The sequence below is a fragment of the Bacteroidota bacterium genome (genome assembly GCA_035506275.1).
Taxonomy (GTDB): domain Bacteria; phylum Bacteroidota; class Ignavibacteria; order UBA10030; family UBA8401; genus JAGVPT01.
In genome coordinates this window covers 434,253-453,872 of record DATJPT010000019.1, presented here as the reverse complement: position 1 = coordinate 453,872, position 19,620 = coordinate 434,253, and the positions used below count along the sequence as shown (strand labels likewise).

The 19,620-nt window shown below is 50.5% G+C and carries 25 protein-coding genes; 24 read left to right on the top strand and 1 reads right to left on the bottom strand.

The features are described 5' to 3' along the window. Positions 1-156 precede the first annotated feature (156 nt). The 4 genes from VMF88_15285 to VMF88_15270 all read left to right on the top strand — a co-directional run bounded on the left by VMF88_15285 (position 157) and on the right by VMF88_15270 (position 2,432). Positions 157-564 (top strand): hypothetical protein, encoded by a 408-nt coding sequence (locus VMF88_15285; GenBank protein ID HTY12425.1) that lies wholly within the window; start codon positions 157-159, stop codon positions 562-564. Positions 565-576: 12 nt separating this feature from the next. Continuing rightward, positions 577-1,491: a cysteine synthase family protein gene (locus VMF88_15280; protein ID HTY12424.1), complete on the top strand. Its 915-nt coding sequence runs from the start codon at positions 577-579 to the stop codon at positions 1,489-1,491. A gap of 34 nt (positions 1,492-1,525) precedes the next feature. Further along, on the top strand, positions 1,526-2,023 hold the full coding sequence (locus tag VMF88_15275; GenBank protein HTY12423.1) for a YciI family protein: 498 nt from the start codon (positions 1,526-1,528) through the stop codon (positions 2,021-2,023). Positions 2,024-2,093: 70 nt separating this feature from the next. Further along, a complete protein-coding gene (locus VMF88_15270; protein HTY12422.1) occupies positions 2,094-2,432 on the top strand; it encodes a hypothetical protein in 339 nt (112 codons plus the stop codon). A 59-nt stretch (positions 2,433-2,491) separates the two neighbouring features. Here the strand turns inward: VMF88_15270 and VMF88_15265 are convergent, their stop codons facing one another. Then, positions 2,492-3,262 (bottom strand): DUF3078 domain-containing protein, encoded by a 771-nt coding sequence (locus VMF88_15265; GenBank protein ID HTY12421.1) that lies wholly within the window; start codon positions 3,260-3,262, stop codon positions 2,492-2,494. A 526-nt stretch (positions 3,263-3,788) separates the two neighbouring features. Between VMF88_15265 and VMF88_15260 the strand changes: the two genes are divergently transcribed. The 20 genes from VMF88_15260 to VMF88_15165 all read left to right on the top strand — a co-directional run bounded on the left by VMF88_15260 (position 3,789) and on the right by VMF88_15165 (position 19,494). Beyond that, a complete protein-coding gene (locus VMF88_15260) occupies positions 3,789-4,217 on the top strand; it encodes an SRPBCC domain-containing protein (GenBank protein HTY12420.1) in 429 nt (142 codons plus the stop codon). Between the two features lie 20 nt (positions 4,218-4,237). Continuing rightward, the gene (locus VMF88_15255; GenBank protein HTY12419.1) at positions 4,238-4,594 is read left to right on the top strand and encodes a hypothetical protein; all 357 of its coding nucleotides are present in this window, start codon (positions 4,238-4,240) and stop codon (positions 4,592-4,594) included. After that, a complete protein-coding gene (locus VMF88_15250; protein HTY12418.1) occupies positions 4,591-5,130 on the top strand; it encodes an SRPBCC family protein in 540 nt (179 codons plus the stop codon). Before VMF88_15255 ends, VMF88_15250 begins: the two co-directional genes overlap by 4 nt. 83 nt (positions 5,131-5,213) lie before the next feature. Beyond that, on the top strand, positions 5,214-5,678 hold the full coding sequence (locus VMF88_15245) for a GNAT family N-acetyltransferase (protein HTY12417.1): 465 nt from the start codon (positions 5,214-5,216) through the stop codon (positions 5,676-5,678). Positions 5,679-5,711: 33 nt separating this feature from the next. Then, on the top strand, positions 5,712-5,909 hold the full coding sequence (locus tag VMF88_15240; protein ID HTY12416.1) for a hypothetical protein: 198 nt from the start codon (positions 5,712-5,714) through the stop codon (positions 5,907-5,909). Between the two features lie 243 nt (positions 5,910-6,152). Then, positions 6,153-6,821: a hypothetical protein gene (locus tag VMF88_15235; GenBank protein ID HTY12415.1), complete on the top strand. Its 669-nt coding sequence runs from the start codon at positions 6,153-6,155 to the stop codon at positions 6,819-6,821. Between the two features lie 226 nt (positions 6,822-7,047). Further along, entirely contained in the window at positions 7,048-7,884 is an 837-nt protein-coding gene (gene bla, locus VMF88_15230; GenBank protein HTY12414.1) for a subclass B1 metallo-beta-lactamase, read from the top strand. A 32-nt stretch (positions 7,885-7,916) separates the two neighbouring features. Further along, the gene (locus VMF88_15225) at positions 7,917-8,801 is read left to right on the top strand and encodes an SPFH domain-containing protein (protein ID HTY12413.1); all 885 of its coding nucleotides are present in this window, start codon (positions 7,917-7,919) and stop codon (positions 8,799-8,801) included. A gap of 32 nt (positions 8,802-8,833) precedes the next feature. Further along, positions 8,834-9,124, top strand: coding sequence for a hypothetical protein (locus VMF88_15220; GenBank protein ID HTY12412.1), 291 nt, complete (start codon positions 8,834-8,836; stop codon positions 9,122-9,124). Between the two features lie 55 nt (positions 9,125-9,179). Beyond that, positions 9,180-9,569 carry a DUF3788 family protein gene (locus tag VMF88_15215; protein ID HTY12411.1) on the top strand — a complete coding sequence of 130 codons (390 nt, stop codon included), beginning with the start codon at positions 9,180-9,182 and terminating at the stop codon, positions 9,567-9,569. A 37-nt stretch (positions 9,570-9,606) separates the two neighbouring features. Next, a complete protein-coding gene (locus VMF88_15210; protein HTY12410.1) occupies positions 9,607-10,032 on the top strand; it encodes an acyl-CoA thioesterase in 426 nt (141 codons plus the stop codon). Positions 10,033-10,138: 106 nt separating this feature from the next. Continuing rightward, positions 10,139-10,636 carry a hypothetical protein gene (locus VMF88_15205; protein ID HTY12409.1) on the top strand — a complete coding sequence of 166 codons (498 nt, stop codon included), beginning with the start codon at positions 10,139-10,141 and terminating at the stop codon, positions 10,634-10,636. A 228-nt stretch (positions 10,637-10,864) separates the two neighbouring features. Beyond that, complete coding sequence (locus VMF88_15200) at positions 10,865-11,755, top strand: hypothetical protein (protein HTY12408.1); 891 nt, start codon at positions 10,865-10,867, stop codon at positions 11,753-11,755. A 42-nt stretch (positions 11,756-11,797) separates the two neighbouring features. Next, on the top strand, positions 11,798-12,538 hold the full coding sequence (locus VMF88_15195) for a metallophosphoesterase family protein (GenBank protein ID HTY12407.1): 741 nt from the start codon (positions 11,798-11,800) through the stop codon (positions 12,536-12,538). A 15-nt stretch (positions 12,539-12,553) separates the two neighbouring features. Beyond that, complete coding sequence (locus VMF88_15190; protein ID HTY12406.1) at positions 12,554-13,126, top strand: pentapeptide repeat-containing protein; 573 nt, start codon at positions 12,554-12,556, stop codon at positions 13,124-13,126. 8 nt (positions 13,127-13,134) lie between these two features. Next, a complete protein-coding gene (locus VMF88_15185; protein HTY12405.1) occupies positions 13,135-13,776 on the top strand; it encodes a class I SAM-dependent methyltransferase in 642 nt (213 codons plus the stop codon). A gap of 52 nt (positions 13,777-13,828) precedes the next feature. Then, on the top strand, positions 13,829-14,254 hold the full coding sequence (locus VMF88_15180; protein HTY12404.1) for a hypothetical protein: 426 nt from the start codon (positions 13,829-13,831) through the stop codon (positions 14,252-14,254). Positions 14,255-14,302: 48 nt separating this feature from the next. Continuing rightward, complete coding sequence (locus VMF88_15175; protein HTY12403.1) at positions 14,303-14,755, top strand: GNAT family N-acetyltransferase; 453 nt, start codon at positions 14,303-14,305, stop codon at positions 14,753-14,755. A 686-nt stretch (positions 14,756-15,441) separates the two neighbouring features. Further along, complete coding sequence (locus VMF88_15170) at positions 15,442-17,271, top strand: hypothetical protein (protein ID HTY12402.1); 1,830 nt, start codon at positions 15,442-15,444, stop codon at positions 17,269-17,271. A 102-nt stretch (positions 17,272-17,373) separates the two neighbouring features. Next, a complete protein-coding gene (locus VMF88_15165) occupies positions 17,374-19,494 on the top strand; it encodes a glycoside hydrolase family 3 C-terminal domain-containing protein (GenBank protein HTY12401.1) in 2,121 nt (706 codons plus the stop codon). The last annotated feature ends 126 nt before the right edge of the window (positions 19,495-19,620 follow it).

The following is a 19,620-nucleotide window of genomic DNA, read 5'->3' as shown; positions in this document are numbered from 1 at the left end:
TCTTGATTCTTCCTCCAATAAAAACTACATTCGTTGCACGTATCGACCGGTCGGGGGCGGACGTTCGAAGCCCCCTGTTTCGAAATTCGATGAAAGGGGCTCGTGGCTCTGTATGAGAGATTTTAACTGCGTACGATTGAATGTCGCTGCGATTCAATGACCTTTGAAGAGAAAAGACTTTATCACCAGATCCACCCGATAAAACTGTTCGTCGATCTCAGCACCGCCCTCGGCTCGACCTTCCTTTTGTGGCAGCGATCGGTCATTGCCGCAATTCTTCTCGGGTTCATTCCCTCCATGATGGTTTCCTTCGCGCTGATAAAATATGTCGATCTTGACTTTTACAAAAGCTCTATGATGGGACGGTACATCAACAGATATCTCAATTCTCGGAGCGTTGATGGATTAAGGTTCACCGGATTTTTTGTAATGTTGATCGGAGGATGGTATCACGATTTGCGAGTGCTTGCAATCGGATCGTGCATCATCGTTGCCTGCTGGTCGTACGGCCTCGTGATTCAACGTCTTCGCAATGCATTCAATAGACGACAAAAAGAACGTTAACTCCCTAAGATAATGGTCGCCATTGGGAAGACTCCATTATTAAAATTAGACCGCCTCTCCGAACCCGGCTGCGCGGAGATCTTTGTAAAATTCGAAGGGGCTAATCCCACCGGAAGCATGAAAGACCGCATGGCCCTCTCGATGATCGAGGGGGCGGAAAAACGGGGAGAGTTAAAAGCGGGGGGAACCGTCGTCGAATATACCGGCGGCAGCACCGGCAGTTCGCTTGCCATGGTCTGTGCTCATAGAGGCTATCATGCGCACTTTGTTTCGTCCGATGCGTTCGCAGAAGAGAAACTCCGGACGATGCGGGCGTTCGGGGCGATGCTCGACATCATTCCAAGCTCCGGCGGCTCGATAACGGCAGCGCTCATTGATTCGCTGGTCAAACGAGCGAAAGAGTTATGCAGGGAGCCGAACACGTTTCTGACCGACCAGTTCAATAACACGGACAACAAAAACGCCTATCACGCTATGGCCCGCGAAATATTGGACGTTCTTGGTAATTCGATCGATGAATTCATCACGGGCGTTGGAACGGGAGGAAGCTTCTCCGGGAACGCCGAAATTTTGAAACAAAGAATTCCGCACATCAAATGCATCGCCATTGAACCGCGAAGCGTTCGAGCTCTTTCAGGCGGGGATATTTCAGGAACCCATAAGCTCGAAGGAATCGGAGCTGGATTTGTGCCGTCAATCTGCAGATTAGATCTGGCCGATGAGATAATGCCCGTATCGGATGAAGATGCATACGAAACGGCCCGAGCACTGGCCCGGAAAGAAGGGATCTTTGGCGGAGCCACGTCGGGAGCAAATGTCTGGGCCGCAATTCAAAGGGCAAGGATCGTCGGCCAGGGGAAGAAGATCGTAACAATTATTTGTGATTCGGGCTTAAAATATCTTGACGGGGACTTGTATAGGGAATAATATGCATATTCACGATACCATTCGGGTGAAAGCCATGGACAGATTGAAGTCGATGAAAATGATGACGGCACTCATCCTTGCAATGCTGGCATTTTGGAATCCGGCATTCGGACAGCATGCTGGCGTTTCAAGTGAATCCTCCGGATTTGATTCGTCGCTGGCAAGAAGCCTCGGGGCCGACGAATACGGGATGAAACATTATGTGATGGCATTCCTGAAAGCAGGCCCTGTGAAGATCCAAGACCCTGCACAGAAGGCAGAACTTCAACGAGAGCATTTACGGAACATCATACGGCTGGCGAATCAAGGGACGCTGCTGATCGCAGGCCCGTTCCTTGACGACCAATCATTGAGAGGCATCTTCATTTTCAATGTCGAATCGATCGAAGAGGCGAAAAGCATCGCCCAAACAGACCCCGCCGTCAAGGCCGGCACATTAGTTCTCGAACTTCATCCATGGTACGGATCGGCCGCACTCGTTGAAATGCCAAGAATTCACAAACGCTTGGAAAAAAGGAGCGTCGCAGAATAGTATTCACTTTTCTCGGCACTTTTTTTATAGCGCAAACTGAGCGTACAATTTCCATCATAAAGGAGACTGAATGGCTACCATTACCGACGACTACATGCGAGAGATGCTGATGAAATCGCGGAATTACTCCATCGTCATTTTGAAAGCAACCGCGAAAAGAAGCGAACAGGGTGCGGAGAAAATCGTCTTTGAGCATGCCCGGAGGAATTTTTCGCTCCGCGCCGACGGCATCCTGCCAATCGTCTGTCCGATCACCGACGAGAGCGAAGTGCGGGGCATCGGCATCTTTAATGCGAGCCCTGCTGAAGTGAAACAAATTATGGACGGGGACCCGGGGGTGATGGCGGGTATTTTCACGTATGAAATTCATCCGGGTAAAAGCTTTCCCGGAGATGCCCTTCCGCGTTAACAACCCCCTGGTCTACCTTATCGGATGGCAATTCCTGACGCCTCAGCATCCACACATTTCTAGAAAATGGCGTAAATCACTCCCAGCTGAAGACCTTCTTTTGCCTGTGTTCTGAGCGACTGGTCTCTTTGATAGACCACCTGATAATCGAAGTGCACGTTCATGAAGGAATTGATCCTTGAATTGATCGTGTTGTCCCAGCGGACATCCCAAACGTCAAGACTTTCAAAACGTGAAAAGAGCCTTAAGCCGGTGTTCAGAATGACATTGTCGGCAACTTGAAGCTTCTCCTGAGTGACCGACTCAAAGCCAGTTTCAAATTTGAAGGCCTCTATTGTCTTCGTCGTTGAAGGATTGTCCGTGTATTGGCGAAACCGGTTCGTAAAGACCTCCTGGGAAGCGAAACCAAGCCTCGTCGTGAGCGATTGGAGTTTGTTGTACGTGAACCCTATGCTTTGAGTAACGTACCCGGGATCAAAAAAATCAGCCGTCGGCACCGGCGGGTTTGAGCTGTACGAATACCCCTGGGCTATCGTCGTAACGATGGAGTTGCTAAAGTATGGATCGGTCGCCCACCCGATGTCGAAGGACAACACGCTCTCCAAGTTAAAATCGTTATCGTTCGTGATCGAACCCTGCCCTCCTAATTTTGTTCTGCCATAACCGAGCTTCAACCGGTTGCGGACCGTCCACACCTCTCCCCGGTAGTCCAGTCCAAGATTGCCCGCCGCCGTCCAGGTGAATGCGTTTGACCCCCCCTGCGTCCAGTTGCTGAACGCGATCTGACTGATATTCAACCCAGTGATCACGGTCGGGATCCAAATGTTCATTGAGTCCCTTTTTAGGGCTTCGACCTTATTGACCATTTTGGTGGAATCAATTCCGTAAGCGTACACGGACGCGTTTATCATTATGAGAGAAAGGAACAATCTCACGCCAATCACCGCCTTTCGCGATTAGTAAAGAACCAGTTATTGTCAAGTTTGCTGGGATCTCGAAGGAACCTGGCCCCAACCCCTCGGATTCGGCAATCGGCACAAACCACAATTTCCATCGATGAAAAAAGTTACGGAATTTTATTTTCACCAGCAAAGAGCTTTTCCTGCTCTTGGAAAAACGGTTGCGTTTATCGCGGGGAACGACTAGATTTAGCACATCGATGGGGAAAAAGCATAAACTTCTTTTCCTGGTGTCATCCCTGAAATTGTCTGAACGGAATCGGTCAACTGTACGCCGAAGAGGCTTCTTTGATACTCACGAGAGGCTTCTCGAAAAAGAATATCTTTTGGCTCTCTTTTTATCTCATGAATAAGCAATCCGCATTCCATTTTCCATCACTATCGTGAGGAACGGTTTATGCCTGATATCCTGCATCGAGTTGGGATCAACGCGTCCCCGCAAAGAGTATTCGAAGCCCTTTCCACGATCGACGGGCTCCGCCGCTGGTGGACGACCGAAACCGCGGGGGACACAAACAAGGGATCCGTCATTGATTTCGGTTTCTGCGAAATGAAGGTGCTCGATTCCACGGCGGGAAAATTAGTGCGGTGGAGGTGCATTCGCGGCCCCGAGGGCTGGACGGGTACGGAGGTCAGCTTCAATTTGATTCGGAAGGATCAACAAACATTCGTACTCTTCAAGCACGCAAAATGGAAAAGACCTATAGAATTTATGCATCACTGCAGCACGAAGTGGGCCGTCTTTCTTCTGAGCCTGCGGGATTGGGTCGAGAGAGGCGAGGGACGTCCGGCTCCCTACGATATTAAGATCCACGTCGGCGATTAAAAGCGTCCGCTGGTTTCCCTATGAAGAAAATAATTGTGAGTATAGTTGTCGGTGGCATGCTCGGCATAGCGGGCGGGCGCTATGTATTCGTTGGTTCCGCATTAAGTCTGATTCCCTGGGGATTGGCCGGTCTCGCACTGGGATCTTGGTGCAGCAAGAAGGAATGGGCATATATCGGCGGATTCTACGGCTTCATTCTCTCGTTTGTCTTTATGGTCGCAGGGTACACGGGGGGCGAACCGTTGCTCGGTCGTTTGCCATTCTTTGCAATATTCGGCGGTGTCGGCGGCGTATGCGGCATTCTTCTCTCTTGGATCGGATTTACCCTTAGAAGAAAGTACAGTAAAAGTCCGTCGCGATCCTTCGCCAAATCATGACTGTTGCTATCCTCTTGCTGGCGGTGCTTCTCGGAGTCCTGCTCTTCGCTGCGCGAAAGCCCGATATCCTTGAATTCTGCCGCGAAATAGAGATCAACGCCCCGCCGGAGAAAATTTTTTCTCTGATCAACGATTTCCACTGCTGGCCGGAGTGGGCTCCTCAGGACACGGCGGACAGCTCAATGAAAAGGGCGTTCAGCGGACCGCCGAACGGCAGAGGTGCAGTGTCCCGGTGGACAAGCAACGGAAGTGCAGGCCGCGGGAAGATGGAAATTATTGAGTCTGCCCCTCCCGTGAAGGTCAAGGTGAACGTTGAGTTTGAAAAGCCGTTCAACGTCATCAACGTTAACGAGTTCATCATCGAGCCGGCTGGCAGTGCAACGAGGGTAACATGGAGAATGAAGGGGGCAATTCCTTTTCCTGCAAAAGTTATGAGCGTTGTCTTCCCCATTGATCGGATCATGGGGAAGCACTTTGAAGATGGGCTGCGTTCGTTAAAAACAGTCAGCGAGCGGCAAGATTTTGTCTCACAATAAACCGGGACCTTGAATCCGAAAGATGCAGAGATGTCGGTGCGGTGTTCAATGACGCCCTCCCTCTAACCATTTCTCTCGCAACAATGGCAACCATAATCAGAACGGACTCGGAAAATAAGGACTTCGTGAAATTGGTGCGCGAGCTCGACGCTGATTTAGCGAAGCGGGATGGCAAGGATCATGGATTTTATGCGCAATTCAATAAGATCGATAAGATCAAATATGTCGTGGTTGCGTATGAAGATGCAGTACCGGTCGGATGCGGGGCGATCAAAGAATATGCATCCGATACCATGGAAGTGAAAAGGATGTATACGCTCCCCAACCGGCGCGGGAAAGGAATTGCGACCGACGTTCTCAGGGAGTTGGAGCAATGGGCTGCTGAGCTGTCATACTCGAAGTGCATTCTTGAGACTGGGAAAAAGCAGCCCGAAGCGATCAGACTGTATGAAAAGAATGGATATTCCCGGGTACCAAATTATGGCCAATATGCAGGGATTGAAAACAGCGTCTGTTTCAAGAAAATGATCCTTCCGGAACAGCATTAGCTCCTTCAATGTTCAGATCGGACAGAAAATATCATGAGTAAAAAAACAGCATCGATTCTATTTTTAGCGGTGTGTTTACTCCTTGCGCTCCTTCTTCTCACGAAGACGATAACGACAACAGTCAGCGGATTTCTTTTTGCGATCGCTCTGGTGATATTCGGCGGATTGTCAAGAGGGATTCGATCAAAACAAGGATCTTTGTCTCTGAAGGAGAAGGAACACTCAAAGTGACGTGCGACTTAATTTGAACACTTCAATGTGCTCGATATCACCGTATCTTTCTTTGAAATACCCTTTCTTTAGCAGGGGTTGATGCTGCTGCGTGACAGGGAACTCACCATGTTATCCGCCGGACGGCCTAATATCAACCGGCCCCGCGGTTGCACCTCGAAAGGATCTCACTTCATGACGATGAATCGAACGCGTTCCGGCTGGTGCTTGCTAGCCTGCTTTTTGATGATATCTTCAATCTGTATGTCTCAACAGAAGTTTGATGTCGTCTATCTCAAGTCAGGAGGCAAGGTCATTGGAACTCTTGTCGAAAAAAAGGAAGGCATACCGGTCATCATTCAAATGCAATCGGGGGAACAGTTGACGATTCCCTGGGCCGATATAAAGTCGTTCGACGTTATTGTTGTCCATCCGCAGAAAATTGACTCTGCTGCAGCCACACAGGCGGTCGAGCTGCCGCCGGAGAATGCCTTGTATGCTGAGGCAGCCGGAGTAGGTCTGCTGTATTCGCTCAACTACGAGCGAATGGTCTCCGATAATGTCTCCCTCAGAATCGGATATTCCTCATGGTCGTTTACCCTTCCGTTCATTTTTGTGTCAGAGTCAGTTTCATTTACTGGTATTCCGATCATGGTCAATCTCCTCGAAGGCAGAGGAAATAGCAAACTGGAGATTGGAGGAGGTCTCCAGTTTTGCCAGGTGACCACAACAAGCAGTACCGTTGGTTTTTTCAACTCCGGGTCCTCCAGTACATCCGCAAGCACAGGGTTTACCCCTATCGGGGTCGCTTCCATCGCGTACCGGTATCAGCCGAACGGAGGAGGTCTACATTTTCGCGCCGCCCTGGATCCTCTGATAAGTTCCGGCGGAATCAAAATGACAATCGGTCTCAGCCTGGGCGCCTGTTTCTGATCTGCACGTGATGATCGAGGGGTTGGATAAACAAGCTTTCGTCAGCCGGCAGGATAAAAAAAGGTAATTTGTGCTTGTCGCCGCGTGTTATCCGGCATTCCTTTTTCTTCTTGATTCTGCCGGCGATTACCGCTACATTGCTCTGTGTGAATGAGCTTTGCAATTTGTCGGGGCTTTTGATTCTTTTCCGCTAGGAACTATCCTTTCTCCGCAAGAAAGTCTGGTAATGACGGCTCGGTGTTTCAGAAAACAAAATCCCAAGTTCTTCCCCTCGATCGCTGACATTTACAGTTCCATTCTCTCCTTCAGGTTCATCGGCCGCCTCTTGATTATCTCAAGTCCCATCCTGCTCTTCTTGTCGATTCCCCTCTTCGGACAAGCGGCCGGACCGCGCTTAGTGATATCGCATGTGACCGGCGGCTGTTACGTCTACACCACGTCACGGATGTTGGATGGAATCCTGATCCCTGCGAACAGCATGTATATCGTCACGGACAGCGGCACGGTGATGATCGACACGCCGTGGGATACAACGCAATTTCTGCCGCTGCTCGACTCAATCCGGATCCGGCATCGATCGAACGTTGTCCTCTGCCTGGCGACGCATTTTCACAGCGATAGAACGGCGGGGCTCGATTTCCTGAAACAAAAGAGAATTCCGACATTTTCTTCCAAATTGACGTTTGATCTGTGCCAAGAGCGTCATGAAAAACAGGCTGCGTACTTCTTCACAAAGGACACGACGTTCCTTGTGGGTGGTCATCGCTTCTTCGCCTACTATCCGGGCGAAGGACATACCAAAGACAACATCGTCGTTTGGTGCGATGATGAAAAGCTCCTTTACGGGGGATGTCTGGTTAAAAGCTCAGACGCAGGTGATCTTGGCAATCTTGCGGATGCGAATACCGCAGAATGGCAGGCCTCAATCATGAATGTGATTCATCATTTTCCGGAGGCGCGGTTTGTGATCCCGGGGCATTTTGGTTGGAAGGATAAACGGGGTCTTGAGCACACACTGAAGCTCCTGGAGGATTACAAGAAACAATCATCGAACTCACACTAACACCTCAGGGCACAATTATGGAAGACACGCACATGTTTGGACCATCATTCCTCGTCGGTATCGTTGTCATCTTGATTTTTATTATCGGGATCCGCATCATTCGGCCAACCCACCGGGGGCTCATCGAAAGGCTCGGCAAATATAAGAAATTTGCCGGCCCGGGGTTTCACTGGGTGATCCCGATGATCGACCGGATGTACTTGATCAACACGACAGAACAGATGATCGATGCCGAGCCGCAGGAAATTATTACGAACGATAATCTGAATGCGATGGTCGATGCACAGATCTATTACAGAGTGAAACCTGACGAAGAAAGCGTCAAGAGCTCGCAATACAATGTGAACAATGTCAATAACCAGATCGTGAACCTCGCCCGGACGACGTTGAGGAACATTATCGGCACTCTGACCCTCAAATCGGCCAACAGCGAGAGGGGGAAAATCAACGACGAACTGCACCGCATTCTGATCCAGGAGACGTCTTCATGGGGGATCGATATCGTCCGCGCCGAGCTTAAGGAAATCGACCCGCCGAAGGATGTCCAAGATACGATGAATAAAATAGTAAAAGCCGAGAACGAGAAGATCGCGGCGATCGATTTTGCCACAGCAGCAGAAACGACCGCCGACGGCGAAAAACGCGCGTCAATTAAAAAAGCTGAGGGGATCAAACAGGCCAAAATTCTCGAAGCTGAAGGAGACGCCGAAGCAATACGGCTGGTAAACGAGGCGGCCGACAAGTATTTTATCGGCAACGCACAACTGCTGAAAAGGCTCGATACGGTCCAGAGTTCCCTGGAACAAAACGCGAAGGTGGTGATCTCGGGAAATTCAGAGCTCGTGAACGTGATCGGCGACCTTGCGGGAGTGGTGCCGTTAAAACGTCTCCCGTCTGATCAAAAACCCGTGACGTAGCCGGCAACGAATGCCTCTGGCTGAAATCTTACATGAATGAGAAATCACAAATCGTAAGGCTGGTCAACGCGTTGGCGTGCGGAATTCTCCTTCTATCGTCCATCAGCGCGGCACAGACAGATTCGCTTGGAGTGCGCGAAGGGGTTCGCCGGATGGCTGATGCGATTGTCCGCGACCTGCACGGCGAAGGTCCGGCTGCATGGCTAAGGTATTTCTCCCATTCAGAGAATTTCTTTATGGCATCGGACGGACAGCTCTCATTTGCCAATACAGGCTGGAAATTGCGAAACGCCCACTGGTCGTCTCTGCATCACAGTCACTGACATCCATCTCCGTTGTCCTTAAAATAATATGCCAGGAATTTTTGCTGATAGATCGTTGAAGCCGACCGATAAGATGCTTTCGGAAACGCTTGGCAAGTCGTATGAATTGTGGCAAGCGATCAGAAATGCTCTTGCGGAGACATACGGACCGTTGACCGAGGAATGGAAATTCTACGGTTCAAATTCCGGCTGGACGCTCAAACTGCTGCTTAAAAAGCGGAACCTTTTTTTCTTTTTTCCCTCCAAAAAGTTTTTCAGGATTGCATTCGTCTTTGGAGATGATGCCGTGCGGCAAGTCGAGCACAGCAGTCTCCCTGCGGCGATGATTCAAGAGTTGAAGAATGCGAAACGTTACGCGGAAGGAAGAGGACTTCGGTTGGAGGTAAGAAAAAAAGCCGACGTCAACGATATTGTCACACTCACCGCAATAAAAGTGAGAAACTAGCGCACCGTACAGAAAAAGGGGAAGGAACGTCAATCGTATGGCAGCACATCAGGCCGCAGAACGATTTGAAGAGGTCATTGCAGTCCGACCTGAAGATATTGACCAATTCGATCACGTGAACAACGTTGTCTATGTGCGGTGGGTGCAGGAAGTGGCAACCGCCCACTGGAATGCAGCTGCAACTGCCGCCCAAAAAGAGACAATCGGCTGGGTTGTTGTCCGCCATGAGATCGACTACGTGAACTCGACCCGGCTGGGAGACAAGATTATTGCACGCACCTGGGTGGGGGCGGCCGAGAAGAACATTTTTGAACGGCACACAGAATTGCTTCGGGCCGCCGACATGAAAACGCTCGCGCGCGCCCGATCACTCTGGTGCCCGATCAACTTGAAAACATTTAAGCCGACAAGAGTCGACGCAGATGTTTATGAGCGATTTTCAATACCGGTCAATCATCCCTGACTGGCGGTAGTTCAATGTGTTCAGCTTGAGCTCTGGTTTGTGCCGTTCTCAATCCGCGCGCGGCGGCCATCTTCGATGCAAATGCGCGCACTTGAAAGGAATCATCATGAAGCAACAATGTCATATTTCATTTGTCTACGGAAGCTGGATCTTCGCCGTGTGCGGCCTTTGTTATTATGTGTACGAAAGGAGCTTTGTTCAAGCGGCCCTGTGGCCTTTATTCATTCTCTTTTTTCTTTGGCTCTACGTCCGGCTCTTCCCTTCTATTTCCCGCTACATGGGATACGGGTCTGTTGAAGATCGTCCCGCAGAACACGTGGCTCCTTCCGGAGTTAAAGTGACCCTCTATACGGGCCTTGGATGCCCCTTCTGCCCGATCGTCAAGCGAAGGCTGATCGAACTTCAGTCGCGAATGTCGTTTGAGCTTCGCGAAGCCGACGTGACCTTCAAACCGGAATTGCTCGTTTCAACAGGAATCCGCTCCCTCCCCGTTATTCAGATCGGCGAGGCACGGTGGATAGGAAACGGCACAAGCGCTCAATTGGCCGAGTTCATTACGTTGCATACCCCTCACCATGCGGAAGCGGCGTCGGTCCCTGCATAGCTACGATCAGCGGAGAGAACTTACCTGCTGTAACTGCGGCGGGAATATCAGATTGCAAACTCCGTAAAAATATGCTATCATAGTCACAGGGAATTTTTGCCGTTGAACCCAATGTCAAGAGGGAATGCGGAGCCGAGACGTACGAGGTTTCTTCCTGTTTTTCCTCAATGGATCTTTGATCAACCGCATATCTATTTGCCGCTATCACGCCATTTCGAAAGGACTGCGATGCGCCGCACTTTGCTTGCGCTGGCGTTGAGTTCACTTACGCTGATCTCACAAAGCGATGCCGATGATCTTTACTTCCAAAAAGACTCAACTATCATCCGGTGGTCGGAAGGAGACAACGAACAGGATACCATTTGGCAAGCGCCGTTCATGATCCAGGATGTCTCCGTGAGCCTGGATGGTTCCTTCATCTGTTTCACCAAATCTGCTGTTGCGGATGAATCCCGTCCAGAACGGGAAGTCGGGTATTTTTCGGTGAAGGAAGGATCGATTTCGATCATCCCGTCCGGCACAAAGTTCAACTTTGGGGCGATCATCTCGCCGTCCGATCGCCTGATTGCGTTCAGCTATCTTCCGGACAAAGGAGAGTGGAAAACGGCTGTCTTTGACCGCATCACGCGAACCATCGCGTATGACGTCGCTCCGGCAGCTGCGGGAAACAGCTATAATGCTTTTGCGTGGCAGACGGACTCCCTCCTCCTCTTTCAAACGATGAACAAGGTCATCGAGGCGGACCTTCACGGCCAGTTCAGAAGGGAGTTTACGCCTCCCGATAGTTTGATGGAGTTCACTGTTCCCGGCGCGCAAATGCTTTTTCTGGATGACAGCATCCGCGCGTTCGTCTGCGAAGACGATGGCCGTTCGATGTTCGAAGAATTCGAAGGACCTCCGACGAACGTGTTCATCTGCCGCCCCGGCAGAACCGCACGTGTGTTCAAGGAAAAGGAAGATGTCAACAGCTGCATTGCCCATGGGAGAAGCCTGTACATCGGATACACGGATTTCACGCATTCGAAAAAAGGAAAAGCCATGCTTATCCGGTACGATTGGGTAAAGGGAACGAAATATTTTCTCGCGCCCTCAGGAACGATTGTCGGAGTGCTCGATTGAACTTTCACTGCGTCGGCGGACCGAACATTCCCTTTTTGTGAAATGAAAACCATAGCGGCGCTATCCGATATCCACGGCAACATACTCGCCCTTCAAGCGGTTGTCGCTGATCTTACCAAAAGGCGTGTCGATGCGGTGGTTAATCTTGGCGACCACGTTTCCGGCCCGTTGTGGCCGGGGGAGACGATTCAATTTTTAATGAAGCAAGCATGGACCCAGATTTCGGGGAATCACGACCGGCAGCTGGTGAAGAACGATCCACGCAAGCACGGATTGTCCGACGCATACGCCTTCAAATCTCTGCATGCCGAAGAAAAGAAGTGGCTGGAACAACTGCCGCCGACAGCAGCGTTGGATAAGGAAGTTTTCCTTTTTCACGGAACACCGTCGAATGATACGGAATACATGCTGGAAACGATCAGCCACGGCAGAGCAGTCCTTGCCTCGAAAGATGAGATCAGCAAGAGGCTCGGCAGCTCACGATCCCGCATCATGCTCTGCGGGCATACCCATATACAGCGGGCAGTTGAAGCGGAAGAGGGTGTCCTTATCGTCAACCCGGGCAGCGTCGGGCTCCCCGCGTACAAAGACGAGCTTCCTGATCCTCATGTGATCGAATCGGGCTCGCCGCATGCCCGTTACGCAATCTTGCGATTCGACAAGCTATGGAGTGTGGAATTGATTGCCGTTCAATACGACTGGGAGCAGGCAGCAACGCGAGCGGCACACAACGGCCGCCAAGATTGGGCATTCGCTCTGAAAACCGGTTTCGTCGCGCAATAATCTTCGGACCTCAGCATGAACCAAGCCGCCGTGCAGGAAACAAAATTAACCAAGGTCGATTTTTCCAAACAAGGTCGGGTCACGGACAATTTCGAGGATTGCACGTTCGAACATTGTTCTTTTTCGAAAACAAACCTCTCCAACATTATTTTTTCGGAATGCACGTTCATCGGTTGCGATTTCAGCATTGCGGCGCTGGCGAAGACCGTGCTGCGGGGAGCGTGCTTCAAAGAATGCAAACTGCTCGGGCTCCATTTTGAACAATGCAATAACTTCATTTTCACCGTCGACTTTGAAAATTGCATCCTCGACCTCTCCTGTTTTTACAAGCTTAGCTTGAAGAAAACCCGCTTTCGGAAATGCTCCCTGCATGAAGTCGATTTTACCGAGTGCGACCTGACCGGAGCGCTCTTCGAACACTGCGACCTCAGCGGGGCAAAATTCGACAGGACCGTTCTTGCCAAAGCCGACCTCCGCACGTCATTCAACTATGCGATCGACCCTGAACGAAATCGGCTGACAAAGGCTAAATTTTCGGCTGCCGGAATTGCCGGCCTTCTGGGAAAATACAATATTGAAATCGACTAGAATGATCCATGGATAACTCAAACGACAATGAATACACGAACGCCGGCCACGCACTCAACTACCTGGCGAGAGCAGACACGTTTCCCCATCGGGCCGAAGGAGAGGCTGTCATTGTCGAGCTGTTGCCGCCTTCTCTCAGACGAGTGCTTGACGTAGGCACGGGAGACGGACGTCTGCTGGCAATCGTAAAAGAAGCGCGCCCCGGCGTCGAGGGTGTTGCGCTCGATTTCTCTCCCACAATGCTCGCAGCTGCGAGAGAGCGTTTCACCAACGACCCGGCCGTTTCTGTGATCGAGCATAATTTTGATTTTCCGCTGCCGAAGCTCGGGCTCTTCGATGCAATCGTTTCAAGCCTGGCGATTCATCATGTCGCCGACAAGAGAAAATATAACCTTTACAGCGAGATCTTTTTGATGCTCAAGCCAGGCGGAATATTCTGCAACCTTGAGCATGTCTCATCGCCAACGTTCTCTCTTCACGAAGATTTCTACGCTGCGATCGGAATGGATGCTGCAAATGAGGACCCGTCCAACAAATGCGCCAGCGTCGAACTTCAGCTTCAATGGCTGCGAGAGATCGGTTTCGATAATGCCGATTGTTACTGGAAGTGGCGGGAATTTGCGTTGCTGGCCGGAAAAAAGAATGTGTGACACATTATGAGAAAAGTTCTCGCTTGTGAGATTCCCATCCCTCCGAAACTCTATGAAACGAATTTGGCTGTATGCGGGCGTTGCCGGCGCTTCGATAGCTCAGTTTTCCGTTGAACGATTCTGGAACAGTACCGTCAGTGCTGATTCGTTTAGAGATCTTCATGCGGTCCTAGAAGATGCTCCGCACCTTCTCTCCATTTTTTTCTCTCAACTTGCTTTCGCCATCGTCATCGGCTTCTTCTACCTTCATGTCCCGCACCAAAAGCGAAGCGTAAAATCCGGGATTACCATCGGGGCGATTCTTGGACTTTTAACCGGATTATCTCAATTTCTCTCTTGGTATGCAATGTTCGATATTCCATTCCCTCTCGTTGTTAGAGAAGCAACAAGAATGACTTTGCTAGGAGTTGCCGGCGGGGGAATAATTTCATTTGTTGAACTCAAAATGAATACAAGGCATCCGCCGACGGGCGCATAAACTATTGCTCAACTTAACTTCTTCCTGCCCCATCTTTGAGAGAACACTATGAAGATGAAGCACAACGTTACGATTCAAGAGGCACAACAATCCGACGCTGAAGCGCTTGCGTGGTTATCCGGAGAACTTGGATATCCGGCGACAACATCGGAGATAGAACATCGGCTAAAGGCGTTATCCGCTGACCCGCGTCATACAATTCTCGTCGCAAAGGATGGCGCACTCCTCGGATGGATTGATGTTGCGGTGATTCACACACTTGAGAGCGACTCGTTCGCCGAAATTCGGGGCCTGGTGGTGACGGAGGCACGTCGCGGTACCGGTATCGGAACAAAACTTGTTGAAGCAGCCGAGAAATGGGCGAGCGCAAAAAAATGCGACAGAATCCGCGTACGGACGAACATCACACGTGTGGAAGCACAAGCCTTCTATCAACAGCGCGGTTACGTATCCAAAAAAACACAAAACGTCTTTGATAAGAGCATCCCATCCAATAAGTAAAAGTTTACAATCGGAGGGTTGGTTTGACATGTTCCGGCTCAAGGGCCGGTTCACACTGACCATGCGGGGCACCTTTTGGACCTTACTGCTAGGGAGGGTCACTGTTGTCATTCCATATTTTATCGAGCACGAAAAAGCCATGCATATCTTTGCGAACTGGAAATCCACAAGGTTTATTCCGGTCGGAAGAGGAGCATGAGTTCTTCTTTCGAGTAAACGTCATTTTCAAACTGTGGGGGCGGCACGATAGCCTCCGTTGATCCTCCACAATCTCCTGTTATTCGGTGTTTTTCCCGCGGCGTTGGTAGTCCGATGTACCTCGGTGTTGTGATAATCCTCCGGGGGGAAACGGTTTTATTTTGGCCGATCGGTTTGTTCTGTTATACAATCACCTTCTTCATCATCGCCGATCTTTTCATTCGGTACTTTGAAGAACCGAGGCTGAAACGTCGATTCGGAGGACCATACGACGAGTACAGCCGTTAAGCTCATCGATGACTCCCGCAAGTTCGAAAATACTTCCGCCGCCGATTCGCAGCCTGCGGCTGCGATCCCCGTTGGCATCCTCTTATCGTAAAAGAGATTGAGATTATAGATATTTTTTTGCACCTTCTCTTTGTCACACTCGCTGCATCCACGGCCTCCCCAGGCATTTCGGACTCATCGATCATCTCAAGGAGCGTTCAATGGAAAAAATGTTCCGCAATTTTTCGAATCCGCATCCCCTTTGGTTTGTTGTCATCCTCGCATTGATCACCGCACTTGTATCGCAATCGTTCGCCCAGACTTCGACCTCTGGCAGCGGCCGGGGGCACGTTCAATATGCGATCTACTTCACGTCAGAAGATGTCGACCATCTTCTTGCCGATTCCGTGCAATTTGCCAAGACTCTCGCGTATTTCGCTCCCATCAAGCCGTACAAGGTATACCTCGAGGGGAGAAGCGAAGGAGAGATCGACGTTGCAATGATGAAGAAAATATCGGACAAATTCCGTTCGATGGGGATTAAAACCTGGGGATCGATGGTTCCCGTCGGGCACAACGGACCGTCGGTCTACAATAATCCGGACGACATGGCTTCCCTTCAAAAGAGGATGAAGGCGTTGGCAAAAGTATTCGACTATATCATCCTCGACGATTGGCTTTTCACGACGGCGACCGACGAGAAGAGCGTGAAAGACCGCGGTGATCAGAGCTGGGGGGACTACCGCACCAGGTTGATTCTGCAGCAATCAAAAAAATACATCATTGACGCGGCGAAAGAGGTCAACCCGAACGCAAAGGTGATCATCAAATATCCCAACTGGTACGAAGGACATCGGCAGAACGGGTACGATGTGTACCATGAAACTTTGCAGTTCGACAACATGGCCGTCGGCATCGAAACACGGAACAGAATGACCCATGACCAGCATATTCCGATTTACAGCGGCTATATCTTCCAAAAATGGTTCTCGAGCGTCGACCCCTCCAAATGGGTCGGCTCGTGGCTCGACAATTACGATATGAAGGGGGACGACAACGATTACGTCGCGCAGGTCTGGCAGGCGGTGCTGGCCCAAACGCCGGAGGTCATCCTCTGGTGCGCCGGTCAACTGTATCCCGATATCCCGGCCAGCGACGTCTATCCCCACTTCATCGAAATGCTTCCGGAGTTCGACAGGGTTGCCGGAATGTTGAACGGACAATCGCGAGGCGTTCCGATCTACCTTCCGTATGGATCCACCGGCGAATATAATATTTTTGGCTATCTCGGTATGGCTGGAATTCCGTTGACGCCTGTCGCACAATTTCCGACCGAAGGTCAAAACGCCATCTTTACTCTTCACTCGCTGCAGGACCCGAAACTTGCGGAAGAGCTGCTCGGCCGCCTTAAGGACGGACACGACGTTTTTATGACATGGGGACTTTGGAAAAAACTCCAGGGAACAGAATTCAAAAACACTCTATGCCTCATGGAATCTGAAGGGAGCGTCGCATCATCCCAATTCCGTGTTCGGATCGGATGGGACGAACAGCTTTACAAAGCGGACAAAGCATTCTCATTTCCGCGCATCGAAACGTCAACGTGGCCGTACGTCCGCGATGTCGCGGTAGAACAGGACGACTACGATTACGGCGTGCTGCTCGAGGCGCAATATCTCAAGGGGACAATGTACGTCCTCAACATGCCGGAGAACAGTTACGATCTTCTGAGGTTTCCCGTTCCGGTCCTCAATGCCATCCGCCGTCCGTTTGCTAAGGATCTTGGCATGCAGCTGGACGGGCCGGGCGGAGTGTCGATGTACATGTTCGGAACAAAACAATACGCCCTCTATAACATGAGCGACCAGGCTGCGCCCCTGTCGCTCCGGTTCGAGAAAAAAATTCCGTCGGCCGGATGGATCGAATTGGTCCACGGCAAGCATCTTTCAATAAGCGAAGACACAACGTACGTTCGTTTCGATGGTCCGGTGATCAGTACCGTCGGATTGACGCTGCAGCCGTTTGAAATTGCCGTAGTCCAAGCACCATAATTACAATCCGCCTCTCCCCTTTCCGGGGAGAGGATTACAATTTTGATGAGCGGAAGATCCTTCACCGCATCGATGATGCAGTTCAACTTTTCCGGAGAAAGAATGGAAAAAGAGATACTCCTCTTGTTGTCGACATCCGTTGTTTTCCTCGCTTCGTTCACCCCTGCCGGCGCGCAATCCGCTAAACCAAAGAGCGAACCATTTCAGCCTCTTACATATGAGCAGGCGGATAAAAAGGCCGACTCGACGCTCGCGTTGATGACGACTGAGGAGAAAATTGCCTATGTCGGCGGAGACCGGTCGTTCTTCATCAGGCCCGTCCCAAGACTGCATCTCAAGGAAGTATATATGTCGGATGCCACGCAGGGCGTCCACATCAGGGACAAGTTCACCGACGTCGACCTTTCAAAATACCAACTGGAGAAATCGACTGCATTCCCCTCTCCCATCCTCCTGGCGTCGACGTGGAACCCCGATCTCGCCTATCAATATGCCGAAGCCGTGGGAGAGGAATGCCGCGCGGGGGGCATCGGCATTTTGCTCGGACCAGGACTAAACGAGTACAGGCAATCGCAATGCGGCAGGAACTTCGAATATTTCGGCGAGGACCCATACCTCAGAGCACGGATGATCGAAGAATTCGTAAAGGGCGTTCAGAGCACGGGAACTGTTGCCACGCTGAAACATTTTGTCGCCAACAACACGGAGTTTTACAGGAGGAGGAGCAACTCGGTTGTTGATGAACGAACACTTCACGAAATTTATTTGCCTCCCTTCAAAGCGGGAATCGACGCCGGCGCGATGGCAGTCATGACCTCGTACAATCAGTTGAACGGCGAATGGTGCGGGGAAAGCGAGACGGTGATCGGCGAGATCCTTAGAAAGCAGCTTGGATTTCGCTGGCTTGTCATGACCGATTGGTGGTCGGTCTATGACGGAGAGAAACTCGCGAAATCGGGGCAGGATTTAGAAATGCCATTCGCGATCGGATTAAAAAATGCGGACTCTCTGATTCATGAGGGGAAAGTCAACATCCGCGACATCGACAGGATGGCAAAAAGCATTCTGCGGACATATTTTGCGATGAAGTTCGATGTGTCGACTAAGGACACTACATTATACGCCAATTTCGAGCAGCATGAGCTTACCGCTTTGCAAACCGCCCGCGAAGGTATCGTCCTCCTGAAGAATGAAGGAAATATACTTCCCGTCGAAGATACGACCAAAACGATACTTTTGACCGGCGATTTTGTCGACACATTGGCTGTCGGCGGAGGAGCGGCAGAGGTCGAGGGATACAACAACAGACTGATGCTTCACGAACTGAAAAGAGAATTCGGCGAGAAACTGACGTTTGTCAAAAATCCGGCAATAGAACAAATCAAATCGGCCGACATCGTTTTGTGCAATGTAGGAACGAGGGACAGCGAAGGATGGGACAGACCATTTGCGCTCCCGAATGATCAGGAAGAAAGGGTTCAACAGTGCGTGAGCAATAACCCCAATACTGTCGTCATTGTGACTTCCGGATCGGGAATAAAAATGACCGATTGGAGCGGCAGAGCAAAAGCGATCATTTACGCGTGGTATGGAGGGCAGATCGGCAACCGGGCCCTTGCAGAGATCATTGCGGGCAAAGTCAATCCCTCGGGCAAACTCCCTATCACTATAGAGAAAGATTTCAAGGATTCGCCGGGCTACGGATATCTTCCTGAGGGAGAAGCTTTATACACAGGCTGGGGGAGCGACAAAGACCATCCGCTCTTCGACGTGAACTATAAAGAAGGAGTCTTTGTCGGCTATCGGTGGTACGAACACAATAACATCGAACCTCTGTATCCGTTCGGCTATGGTTTATCTTACACTTCGTTCGAGTACGGCGGCCTGTCAGTCTCGAAAGAGCTTTTCGGGGAAAACGATACGGTAACGGTAAGCTTCAACGTAAAAAATACCGGGAACATGAAGGGAGCTGAAATTGCACAGCTCTACGTCGAGGACGTTCAATCCTCCGTTCCACGTCCGGCAAAGGAATTAAAAGGCTTCAAAAGAGTAGAACTTGCACCGGGGGAAAGTTCAGAAGTGATTGTGCGATTGACGAAAAAAGACTTTTCGTTCTGGAATCCCATTACCAAAGATTGGCTCGCTGAAAAAGGGGCATTTATTCTTCATATTGGCTCGTCTTCGAAGGATATCAAGCTCAAAAAAGAAATAGCATTAAGGTAACCGTTGCGCGCTGGAAGCTGAAGCGCGGAATCCAATATTGGCGGAAGCCCTTTAAGAAAAAGATCCGGCCGTCCAAGACCAATTGTCACAACCCCGAAAATGGAAAGCATTATTCATACCGTCATA

Bases quoted from the DNA above. Each gene is read 5' to 3' on its own strand.
- VMF88_15285 (HTY12425.1), top strand. From the start codon at position 157: ATGACCTTTGAAGAGAAAAGACTTTATCACCAGATCCACCCGATAAAA.
- VMF88_15280 (HTY12424.1), top strand. From the start codon at position 577: ATGGTCGCCATTGGGAAGACTCCATTATTAAAATTAGACCGCCTCTCC.
- VMF88_15275 (HTY12423.1), top strand. From the start codon at position 1,526: ATGGACAGATTGAAGTCGATGAAAATGATGACGGCACTCATCCTTGCA.
- VMF88_15270 (HTY12422.1), top strand. From the start codon at position 2,094: ATGGCTACCATTACCGACGACTACATGCGAGAGATGCTGATGAAATCG.
- VMF88_15265 (HTY12421.1), bottom strand. From the start codon at position 3,262: ATGAACATTTGGATCCCGACCGTGATCACTGGGTTGAATATCAGTCAG.
- VMF88_15260 (HTY12420.1), top strand. From the start codon at position 3,789: ATGCCTGATATCCTGCATCGAGTTGGGATCAACGCGTCCCCGCAAAGA.
- VMF88_15255 (HTY12419.1), top strand. From the start codon at position 4,238: ATGAAGAAAATAATTGTGAGTATAGTTGTCGGTGGCATGCTCGGCATA.
- VMF88_15250 (HTY12418.1), top strand. From the start codon at position 4,591: ATGACTGTTGCTATCCTCTTGCTGGCGGTGCTTCTCGGAGTCCTGCTC.
- VMF88_15245 (HTY12417.1), top strand. From the start codon at position 5,214: ATGGCAACCATAATCAGAACGGACTCGGAAAATAAGGACTTCGTGAAA.
- VMF88_15240 (HTY12416.1), top strand. From the start codon at position 5,712: ATGAGTAAAAAAACAGCATCGATTCTATTTTTAGCGGTGTGTTTACTC.
- VMF88_15235 (HTY12415.1), top strand. From the start codon at position 6,153: ATGTCTCAACAGAAGTTTGATGTCGTCTATCTCAAGTCAGGAGGCAAG.
- bla (HTY12414.1), top strand. From the start codon at position 7,048: ATGACGGCTCGGTGTTTCAGAAAACAAAATCCCAAGTTCTTCCCCTCG.
- VMF88_15225 (HTY12413.1), top strand. From the start codon at position 7,917: ATGTTTGGACCATCATTCCTCGTCGGTATCGTTGTCATCTTGATTTTT.
- VMF88_15220 (HTY12412.1), top strand. From the start codon at position 8,834: ATGAATGAGAAATCACAAATCGTAAGGCTGGTCAACGCGTTGGCGTGC.
- VMF88_15210 (HTY12410.1), top strand. From the start codon at position 9,607: ATGGCAGCACATCAGGCCGCAGAACGATTTGAAGAGGTCATTGCAGTC.
- VMF88_15205 (HTY12409.1), top strand. From the start codon at position 10,139: ATGAAGCAACAATGTCATATTTCATTTGTCTACGGAAGCTGGATCTTC.
- VMF88_15200 (HTY12408.1), top strand. From the start codon at position 10,865: ATGCGCCGCACTTTGCTTGCGCTGGCGTTGAGTTCACTTACGCTGATC.
- VMF88_15195 (HTY12407.1), top strand. From the start codon at position 11,798: ATGAAAACCATAGCGGCGCTATCCGATATCCACGGCAACATACTCGCC.
- VMF88_15190 (HTY12406.1), top strand. From the start codon at position 12,554: ATGAACCAAGCCGCCGTGCAGGAAACAAAATTAACCAAGGTCGATTTT.
- VMF88_15185 (HTY12405.1), top strand. From the start codon at position 13,135: ATGGATAACTCAAACGACAATGAATACACGAACGCCGGCCACGCACTC.
- VMF88_15180 (HTY12404.1), top strand. From the start codon at position 13,829: ATGAAACGAATTTGGCTGTATGCGGGCGTTGCCGGCGCTTCGATAGCT.
- VMF88_15175 (HTY12403.1), top strand. From the start codon at position 14,303: ATGAAGATGAAGCACAACGTTACGATTCAAGAGGCACAACAATCCGAC.
- VMF88_15170 (HTY12402.1), top strand. From the start codon at position 15,442: ATGGAAAAAATGTTCCGCAATTTTTCGAATCCGCATCCCCTTTGGTTT.
- VMF88_15165 (HTY12401.1), top strand. From the start codon at position 17,374: ATGGAAAAAGAGATACTCCTCTTGTTGTCGACATCCGTTGTTTTCCTC.